The 9,254-nt window shown below is 69.9% G+C and carries 6 protein-coding genes; all 6 read left to right on the top strand.

From position 1 onward, the window contains the following. Positions 1–49 precede the first annotated feature (49 nt). The 6 genes from ACFWFI_RS37300 to ACFWFI_RS37275 all read left to right on the top strand — a co-directional run bounded on the left by ACFWFI_RS37300 (position 50) and on the right by ACFWFI_RS37275 (position 9,228). The gene (locus ACFWFI_RS37300; RefSeq protein ID WP_387399322.1) at positions 50–1,324 is read left to right on the top strand and encodes an HRDC domain-containing protein; all 1,275 of its coding nucleotides are present in this window, start codon (positions 50–52) and stop codon (positions 1,322–1,324) included. A gap of 274 nt (positions 1,325–1,598) precedes the next feature. Next, on the top strand, positions 1,599–2,819 hold the full coding sequence (locus ACFWFI_RS37295) for a thiolase family protein (RefSeq protein WP_387399319.1): 1,221 nt from the start codon (positions 1,599–1,601) through the stop codon (positions 2,817–2,819). Continuing rightward, a complete protein-coding gene (locus ACFWFI_RS37290) occupies positions 2,816–4,948 on the top strand; it encodes a 3-hydroxyacyl-CoA dehydrogenase NAD-binding domain-containing protein (RefSeq protein WP_387399316.1) in 2,133 nt (710 codons plus the stop codon). Before ACFWFI_RS37295 ends, ACFWFI_RS37290 begins: the two co-directional genes overlap by 4 nt. Before the next feature lie 307 nt (positions 4,949–5,255). Then, entirely contained in the window at positions 5,256–7,085 is a 1,830-nt protein-coding gene (locus tag ACFWFI_RS37285; RefSeq protein ID WP_387399314.1) for a stealth family protein, read from the top strand. Then, the gene (locus ACFWFI_RS37280; RefSeq protein ID WP_387399311.1) at positions 7,082–8,209 is read left to right on the top strand and encodes a DegT/DnrJ/EryC1/StrS family aminotransferase; all 1,128 of its coding nucleotides are present in this window, start codon (positions 7,082–7,084) and stop codon (positions 8,207–8,209) included. The genes ACFWFI_RS37285 and ACFWFI_RS37280 overlap by 4 nt, the downstream gene beginning before the upstream one ends. Beyond that, entirely contained in the window at positions 8,206–9,228 is a 1,023-nt protein-coding gene (locus ACFWFI_RS37275) for a Gfo/Idh/MocA family protein (protein ID WP_387399309.1), read from the top strand. Before ACFWFI_RS37280 ends, ACFWFI_RS37275 begins: the two co-directional genes overlap by 4 nt. Positions 9,229–9,254: the final 26 nt, after the last annotated feature.

Here is a 9,254-nt window from a genome sequence, read left to right as displayed (position 1 = left end):
CGGAACGTTCCGTCGACGGGCGACGCACATACACAGATACCCTTGGCATGTGACCGACGCCCAAGAGACCGCAGCAGACACTTCACTGCGAACCACCGGGGGCGCTCCCCCGGACGACGTCGCCCCGGCGCCGATCCCCTTGCTCGAACCGCGCGAGGGCATCCCCCCGGTGGTGGCGACCGACGACGCGCTGGCCCGGGTGATCGCGGACTTCGCCGCCGGCACCGGCCCCGTGGCCGTCGACGCCGAGCGTGCCTCGGGCTATCGCTACGGGCAGCGCGCCTACCTCGTCCAGCTACGGCGCGAGGGCGCGGGAAGTGCGCTGATCGACCCGGTCGGCTGCCCCGACCTGTCCGCGCTCGGCGAAGCCCTCACCGGAGCCGAGTGGATCCTGCACGCGGCCACCCAGGACCTGCCCTGCCTGCGCGACATAGGCATGACCCCGACCTCTCTCTTCGACACGGAGCTCGCCGGACGGCTGGCGGGATTCCCTCGTGTCGGGCTGGGCGCCATAGTCGAGAACGTCCTCGGCTACGCCCTGGAGAAGGGCCACTCCGCGGTCGACTGGTCGACCCGCCCCCTGCCCGACCCCTGGCTGCGCTACGCCGCGCTCGACGTCGAGCTGCTGGTGGACCTGCGCAACGCCCTGGAGGAGGAGCTGGACCGGCAGGGCAAGCTGGGGTGGGCGCTGGAGGAGTTCGCCGCGATCGCCTCGGCACCGCCCGCTCCCCCGCGTAAGGACCCGTGGCGCCGGACCTCCGGGATGCACAAGGTGCGCCGCCGCCGTCAGATCGCAGTCGTACGGGAGCTGTGGACCGCCCGTGACCAGGTGGCGCAGCGCCGTGACGTCTCGCCCGGCAAGGTCCTCGGCGACGCCGCGATCATCGAGGCGGCCCTGGCGCTACCGGTGAACGTGCAGGCGCTCACCGCACTGCCCGGCTTCGGGCACCGGATGGGGCGCCGTCAGCTGGAGCAGTGGCAGGCGGCCGTCGACCGGGCCAGGCAGCTGGCCGAGTCGGAGCTGCCGCAGCCCGGCCAGCAGCCGGCGGGCCCGCCGCCGCCCCGCTCGTGGGCGGACAAGGACCCGGCCGCCGCGGCCCGGCTGTCTGCGGCCCGCACCGCCGTGTCGGAGCTCGCCGAGCGGTTGCACATGCCGCAGGAGAATCTGATCACCCCTGACACCGTGCGCCGGGTCTGCTGGGAGCCGCCCAAGGCCCTGACCCCGGACGCGGTCGAGACCGCGCTGGCCGGACACGGCGCGCGCCACTGGCAGATCGAACAGGTCGGCCCCCTGCTGCTGCGTGCCCTGGACGCAGGCGTCTGACCCGTCCCGACACGCGTACGCCCCCCTTCCGGATCCGGCAGGGGGGCGTACGCGTGTCGGGACCACACCATGGACCGCCTCATCGAGGAGGATCGAATTCACGCCAGTTACCCGGCCTCACCGGGCCACCGGCGGCGCCCCCTCCGCGTGTGACGTTCACCGCTCCGGCGACGGGGGGTGGGCAGTCTGGTTACCCGCAAGTAGCATGAGGGGCGTGGCGCGCCGATGCGTGCGCCCGCAGCAGTGCCATCCCGCACCCTGGAGGAGAGCCACCGTGCCTCGTACCATCCGGGACGTCGTCTTCGTCGACGGCGTCCGCACCCCGTTCGGCAAAGCGGGCCCGAAGGGCATCTACCACGAGACCCGCGCCGACGATCTCGTCGTGAAGGCCATCCGGGAGCTGCTGCGCCGCAACCCGGACCTGGACCCCGCGAAGATCGACGAGGTCGCCATCGCCGCGACCACCCAGATCGGCGACCAGGGCCTCACCCTCGGGCGTACCGCCGGAATCCTGGCCGGTCTGCCGCAGTCGGTTCCCGGTTACTCCATCGACCGCATGTGTGCGGGCGCCCTGACCGCCGTCACCGCGACGGCCGGCTCCATCGCCTTCGGCGCGTACGACGTCGTCATCGCCGGCGGTGTCGAGCACATGGGCCGCCACCCGATGGGCGAGAGCGTGGACCCGAACCCGCGTCTCGTGTCGGAGAAGCTGGTCGACGAGTCCGCCCTCTTCATGGGCATGACCGCGGAGAACCTGCACGACAGGTACCCCTCGATCACCAAGCAGCGCGCCGACGAGTACGCGGTCCGTTCGCAGGAGAAGGCCGCCAAGGCGTACGCCAACGGCAAGATCCAGCAGGACCTGGTACCGGTCTCCGTCCGCCGCACCAACGCCGAGGCGGGCGAGACGGGCTGGGGCCTGGTCACCGCCGACGAGCCGATGCGCCCCGGCACCACGCTGGAGTCCCTGGCCGGCCTGAAGACCCCGTTCCGCGCCCACGGCCGCGTGACGGCCGGTAACGCCGCCGGGCTCAACGACGGCGCCACCGCCTCGCTGCTCGCGTCCGAGGACGTCGCGCGCGAGCTGGGCCTGCCGGTCAAGATGCGCCTCGTGTCGTACGCCTTCGCGGGTGTCGAGCCGGAGGTCATGGGTTACGGCCCGATCCCGGCGACGGAGAAGGCCCTGGCCAAGGCCGGTCTCTCCATCGACGACATCGGTCTCTTCGAGATCAACGAGGCCTTCGCCGTGCAGGTGCTCGCCTTCCTGGAGCACTACGGCATCGCCGACGACGACCAGCGCGTGAACCAGTACGGCGGCGCGATCGCCTACGGCCACCCGCTCGCCTCCTCCGGCGTCCGTCTGATGACTCAGCTGGCCCGCCAGTTCGAGGAGCAGCCGGAGGTCCGCTACGGCCTGACGACCATGTGCGTCGGCTTCGGCATGGGCGCGACGGTCGTCTGGGAGAACCCGAATTTCGACGGAGGCAACAAGTGAGCACCACCACCACTGAGCTTCTGAAGGGCGCGGCCGAGCTGTTCCCCGGCGAGGTCGTCACGCAGGCGCACGTACGCCACCTCGACCTTCCCGGCGGTGCGGGCCGTTTCGCCCTCATCACGCTGGACAACGGCTTCGACCACACCAAGCCGACCACCGTCGGCCCGCAGTCGCTGGCGAACCTGAACGCCGCCATCGACCAGGTCGAGAAGGAGGCGGCCGAGGGTTCGATCACCGGTGTGGGTGTGACCGGCAAGCCGTTCATCTTCGCGGTGGGCGCCGACCTCAAGGGCGTCGAGCTCCTCAAGGAGCACAAGGACGCGCTGGCCATCGGCAAGGGCGGCCACGACGTCTTCCGCCGCCTCTCCGGCCTCGCGGTCCCGACGTTCGCGTACTACAACGGCGCGGCCATGGGCGGTGGCGTCGAGATCGGGCTGCACTGCTCTTACCGCACCGTCTCCAGCGCGCTGCCCGCGTTCTCGCTGCCCGAGGTCTTCCTCGGCCTGGTCCCCGGCTGGGGCGGCTGCGCGCTGCTTCCCAACCTGATCGGCGCCGACCGCGCCGTCTCGGTGATCATCGAGAACTCGCTGAACCAGAACCGCCAGCTCAAGGGCAAGCAGGTCTTCGAGCTCGGGATCGCCGACGCGATCTTCGAGGGCGCGGACTTCCTGGAGCAGTCGCTGATCTGGACCGCGGCCGTCCTCAAGGGCGAGATCGCGATCGAGCGCCCCGAGGTCGACCGCGGTGACGCCTGGGACCAGGCCGTCGCACGCGGCAAGGCCATCGCCGACTCCAAGGTGCACGGCGCCGCCCCGGCCGCGTACCGCGCGCTGGAGATCATCGCCGCGGCCAAGAGCGGCGACCTGGGCGCCGGCTTCGACGCCGAGGACCAGGCCCTCGCGGACCTGATCATGGGCGGCGAGCTGCGCTCCGGGATCTACTCCTTCAACCTGGTCCAGAAGCGCGCCAAGCGCCCGGCCGGTGCTCCGGACAAGGCCCTGGCCCGCCCGGTCACCAAGGTCGGCGTGGTGGGCGCGGGCCTGATGGCCAGCCAGCTCGCGCTGCTCTTCCTCCGACGCCTCGAGGTACCGGTCGTCCTGACGGACATCGACCAGGCTCGCGTCGACAAGGGCGTCGGTTATGTCCACGCCGAGATCGAGAAGCTGCTCGGCAAGGGCCGCATCAACCAGGACAAGGCCAATCGCCTCAAGGCCCTGGTCTCCGGTGTGCTGGACAAGGCGGAGGGCTTCTCCGACGCCGACTTCATCATCGAGGCCGTCTTCGAGGAGATCGGCGTCAAGCAGAAGGTGTTCGCGGAGGTCGAGGCGGTCGCCCCGGCGCACGCGATCCTCGCCACGAACACCTCGTCCCTCTCGGTCACCGAGATGGCGTCGAAGCTGAAGAACCCCGAGCGGGTCGTCGGCTTCCACTTCTTCAACCCGGTCGCGATCCTTCCGCTCCTGGAGATCGTCCGCGGCGAGCAGACCGACGACGCCTCGCTGGCCACGGCCTTCGGCGTCGCCCGCAAGCTGAAGAAGACCGCGGTCCTGGTGAAGGACGCCCCGGCGTTCGTCGTCAACCGCATCCTCACCCGCTTCATGGGCGAGATCCAGAACATCATCGACGAGGGCACCTCGGTCGAGACCGCGGAGAAGGCCATCGAGCCCCTCGGCCTGCCGATGTCCCCGCTGGTGCTCCTGGAGCTGGTCGGCCCGGCGATCGGGCTGCACGTCTCCGAGACCCTGAACCGCGCCTTCCCGGACCGCTTCACGGTCTCCGAGAACCTCGCGGCGGTCGTCAAGGCCGGCAAGCGCGGCTTCTACGTCTACGATTCCGGCAAGCCGGAGCTGGACCCGGAGGTCGCCGCACTCCTCAAGCAGGGCGACACCGTCCTGACGGAGGAGCAGGTCCGTGACCGCGTCCTGGACGCGGTGGCACAGGAGATCGGCCTGATGCTGGACGAGGGCGTCGTCGCCGAGGCCCAGGACATCGACCTCTGCCTGATCACCGGCGCCGGCTGGCCCTTCCACCTGGGCGGCATCACGCCGTACCTGGACCGCGAGGGCGTCTCGGAGCGGGTCAACGGGAAGCGGTTCCTGGCGCAGGGCGTGGCGAGCGTCCCTGCCTGAGGCAGCACCGCGAGCCTCTTCACCGATTCCGCATAATCAGCGGCAGCGGGCCGTACGGATCATCGTACGGCCCGCTTTCGCATGTACGGAAAAGTCGAGTACGTAGCCGAATCGGAATCATTTGATTGCAGACTCAACCTTAGAATCTTGTTATTCTTCACTCCTGCGACACGTTTGCTTCACTTGGCTGACCTTCCGGCGGATCCCCACCTCCGCGCTCCGCCTGCCGAGCCCGACGAACTGTCGCCGTGACGCGTGATGGTTGCTCGCCGTGAGGCCGAGCGGGGGAACACGGAGTAGACGAGCAATGAGCAACCCGGAAGCCTCTACCTTGCTGCGCCTTTACCGGCGCTTGCTGCCGCACGCCTTGAGGCATTTTCTGGTACGGCTCCTGCCGGCCCGTAACCGGCTGATCCTCCAGCACGGCCTGTCCGGTCTCGGTACGACCTCGCGTGTTCTGCGCAAGCACCTGAGCGTGCGGCTGAGCAAGCGCCTGCGGCGCGATGCCCGCCGGCCGGGTGTGAAGCTGGTCTGGTACGCGCGAGGGGTGCGTGCCGCCGAGGTGACGGAAGGGCTGACGCCGTCCATCGCCCGCGCCACCAATCTCCTGCGCGTGACGGACGTACTCGAACGTCACGGCATCCCGTACTTCTGCGTGCGTGGCAATTCCGTCACCATGACGGCCGTCGCGGTGCCGGCGGGCGAACGTCAGCGCGCCGAAAGAGCCCTGCGGGTGAGCGAACTCTCCTCGGGCGCCCTGATGGCCGGCGGCGCCGCCGGCGGAAAGCCGCTGCACGTCGATCAGCGCGCTTCCTGGTCCCAGACTTCGGACGAATCGATTCTGCGGATCTGGTGGCTCCTCACCGATCCCGACGGGCGGTGGACGCTCGGGCCCAACCACGCCTGTGTCGTCGAGTACTGGAACGAGGACAACGGGCTGCTCATCGCCCCCGTACCCAACCTCACCGCGACCGCCGTGGTCGCCGCCGAGAACCCGGTGCGGGTCCCGGTCAGCAATTTCACCGGCCCTGTCAGTGGCCTGGTCGACACACCGCCGCAGGTCGCGACGCGGTCCGAATTCACGCTGTCGCTGCCGGACGAGGTCAACTTTCCCGTCGACGCGGTCTACACCTGGGTCGACGGCGCGGATCCCGAGTGGATCCGCCGCCGGGCCACCGCGCTCGGCCGGACCGACTACCACGAGCAGGCGGTGAGCGCCGCGCGCTTCACCAGCCGTGACGAACTGCGCTACTCGCTGCGTTCCCTGCACCAGTTCGCACCGTGGCTGCGCACCATCTATCTGGTCACGGACGGGCAGGTGCCCGGATGGCTCCACACCGCCCACCCGCGGCTCAAGGTGGTCCCGCACAGCGACATCTTCAGCGACGCCTCGGCCCTGCCGACGTTCAATTCGCATGCCATCGAGAGCCAGCTGCACCACATCCCGGGGCTCTCGGACCACTTCCTGTACTTCAACGACGACGTCTTCCTCGGCCGCAGCGTGACTCCCGAGGAGTTCTTCCACGCAAACGGGCTCTCGAAGTACTTCCCCTCGAACGCGCTCGTCCCGATGACGCCGCCCTCCGCGGAGGACCCGCCCTCGGAGATCGCCGCGAAGAACAACCGCGTCGTCATCGCGGGGACGTTCGACCGCGTGCTGACCAGGAAGATGAAGCACGTGCCGCACTCGCTGCGCCGCGACATCCTCGAGGAGATCGAGGAGCGCTACCCGGCCGAGCACCGGCAGACGCAGCACTCGCACTTCCGCAGCCCGACCGACCTGTCGATCACCTCGTCGCTGCACCACTACTACGGACAGCAGACGAGCCGTTCGGTTCCGGGCAGGATCCGCTACACCTACCTGGACCTGGCCGCCCCCAACACCGGCAGGCATCTCAACAGGCTCCTCGCCCAGCGTGATTACCACACGTTCTGCATCAACGACACGGTGGACGACCCGGACACGGCGGAAGCCCGCACCGCGATGCTCAGGACGTTCCTGGAGACCTACTTCCCCGTGCCCAGTCCCTACGAGCGGCCCGGGCCGGGCACTCCGCAGCTCTCATACGACCTGGTGGACATCACCGGGCCGGAGCCTGCTTTCGACATACCGAACTCTGTGAAGTGGAACCAATGACCAGTGACCCTCAGGTGATACGCGCCGCAGCTCCGGTGATCGGAGAGGACGAGATCGAGGCCGCGGTGCGCGTGCTGCGCAGCGGCATGGTCGTCCAGGGGCCGGAGGTCGCCGGCTTCGAGGAGGAGTTCTCGAAGTTCGTCGACGGCCGCCACTGCATCGCCGTCAACTCGGGCACGAGTGCCCTGCACCTTTCGCTGATGGCGCTCGGGATCGGCCCGGGCGACGAGGTGATCGTCCCGTCCTTCACGTTCGCCGCCACCGCCAACGCGGTCCGGCTCGTTGGCGCGACCCCGGTGTTCGCCGATATCGAGCGCGACAGCTTCTGCCTCTCGCCGGGCGCCGCCGAGGCCGCGATCACCCCCCGGACCGCCGCGATCATGCCGGTGCACCTGTACGGTCACCCGGCCGCCATGGCGGAACTGACCGAGGTGGCCGAACGGCACGGCCTGGCCGTCGTCGAGGACGCCGCACAGGCTCACTCCGCGGCCCTGGACGGCACGCCGGTGGGTGCCTTCGGTGCCGCGGCCTGCTTCAGCTTCTACCCGACCAAGAACATGCACAGCCTCGAGGGCGGCATGATCACCACGGGCGACGCCGCGCTCGCACGCACGCTGCGACTGCTGCGCAACCAGGGCATGGAACAGCGCTACGCCAACGAGATCGTGGGCTTCAACGTCCGGATGACCGACGTGTCGGCGGCGATCGGCCGCGTCCAGCTGCGCAGCCTCGACGCCTGGACGGACCGCCGCCGCGCCAACGCGGCCGTGCTCGACGCCGGCCTGAGCGGCGTCGTCACGCCGCCGGTCGCCGAGGGCGCCCGCCACGTCTACCACCAGTACACGATCCGCGTGGACTCCGCGTCCGGCAAGGACCGGGACACGGTCTCCCGGGAGCTGCAGGAGCGGGGCGTCGGCAATGCCGTGTACTACCCCACCCCGGTGCACCGCCTCAAGCCCTTCGCGAGTGGCGAGAAGGCCCTCGGCTACGTCTCCGGGGACCTGGCCGAGACGGAACTCGCAGCGGCCCAGGCGCTTTCGATCCCCGTGCACCCGATGCTCACGGCCGAGGAGCTGGACCGTCTGACGGCCACCGTCAACGAGATCGTGGAGGAGCGCGCATGAGCCGGGAGAAGTCTCTGCGGGCGGGGCTGATCGGCCTCGGGTCGATGGGCCGCAACCACGCCCGGGTGCTGCACGGCCTCGACGGCGTCGAGCTGGCCGGTGTCGCCGACCCGGTCGCGGCCGAGGACGCCGCGCCCGGTTCCGTGCCGGTGTTCCGCAGCGTCTCGCAGCTGGTGGCCGAGGGCATCGACTACGCCGTCGTGGCCTGCCCCACCGCGCTGCACGAAGAGGTCGCGCTGGAGCTGGCCGCGAGTGGCGTACACGCTCTGATCGAGAAGCCGATCGCTCCGTCGGTGCGGTCGGCCGAGATCATCACCCGCGCGTTCACCGATGCGGGCCTGGTGGCCGGCGTCGGTCACATCGAGCGGTACAACCCTGCCCTCCGTGAGCTGCGCGCCCGCCTCGAACTCGGTGAACTGGGCGATGTGTACCAGGTCGTGACGCGGCGTCAGGGTCCCTTCCCGGCCCGGATCGCCGATGTCGGAGTGGTCTACGACCTGGCCACCCACGACATCGACCTGACCGCGTGGCTCACCGGCAGCCCCTACGAGTCGGTCGCCTCCGCGACGGTCTCCCGCAGCGGCCGGGTACACGAGGACCTCGTGGCGTTCGTGGGGCACCTGGCTTCCGGAGCGGTCACCAGCCATCTGGTCAACTGGCTCTCCCCGCTGAAGGAGCGGGTCACCATCGTGACCGGCGAGCACGGCTGCTTCGTGGCCGACACCCTCACCGCGGACCTGTGGTTCTACGCCAACGGCTCGCAGCCCACCGAGTGGGAGGGCCTGCGCCAGTTCCGCGGCGTTTCCGAGGGGGACGTGACCCGGTACGCGATCGTCAAGCGCGAACCGCTGCTGGTCGAGCACGAGACCTTCCGCGACGCCGTGCTCGGCAAGGAGGCCGACATCGTCACGCTCGAACAGGCCACCGGCACCGTGGCCGTGGCCGAAGCCGTTCTCGAAGCCGCCGCTCAGCGGTCCGCGGTTCCCGTGGGACCCGGTCGGCCGGTGGCCTCCGTCTGACCCGCTCACCCGGGTGGTCCGCGGAG

Origin of the sequence: Streptomyces sp. NPDC060209, from assembly GCF_042728155.1 — a bacterium.
GTDB lineage: Bacteria > Actinomycetota > Actinomycetes > Streptomycetales > Streptomycetaceae > Streptomyces.
The sequence above is the reverse complement of the archived record's forward strand: the minus strand, read 5'-3'. Positions and strand labels throughout refer to the sequence as shown.

Bases quoted from the DNA above. Each gene is read 5' to 3' on its own strand.
- ACFWFI_RS37285 (WP_387399314.1), top strand. From the start codon at position 5,256: ATGAGCAACCCGGAAGCCTCTACCTTGCTGCGCCTTTACCGGCGCTTG.
- ACFWFI_RS37280 (WP_387399311.1), top strand. From the start codon at position 7,082: ATGACCAGTGACCCTCAGGTGATACGCGCCGCAGCTCCGGTGATCGGA.
- ACFWFI_RS37275 (WP_387399309.1), top strand. From the start codon at position 8,206: ATGAGCCGGGAGAAGTCTCTGCGGGCGGGGCTGATCGGCCTCGGGTCG.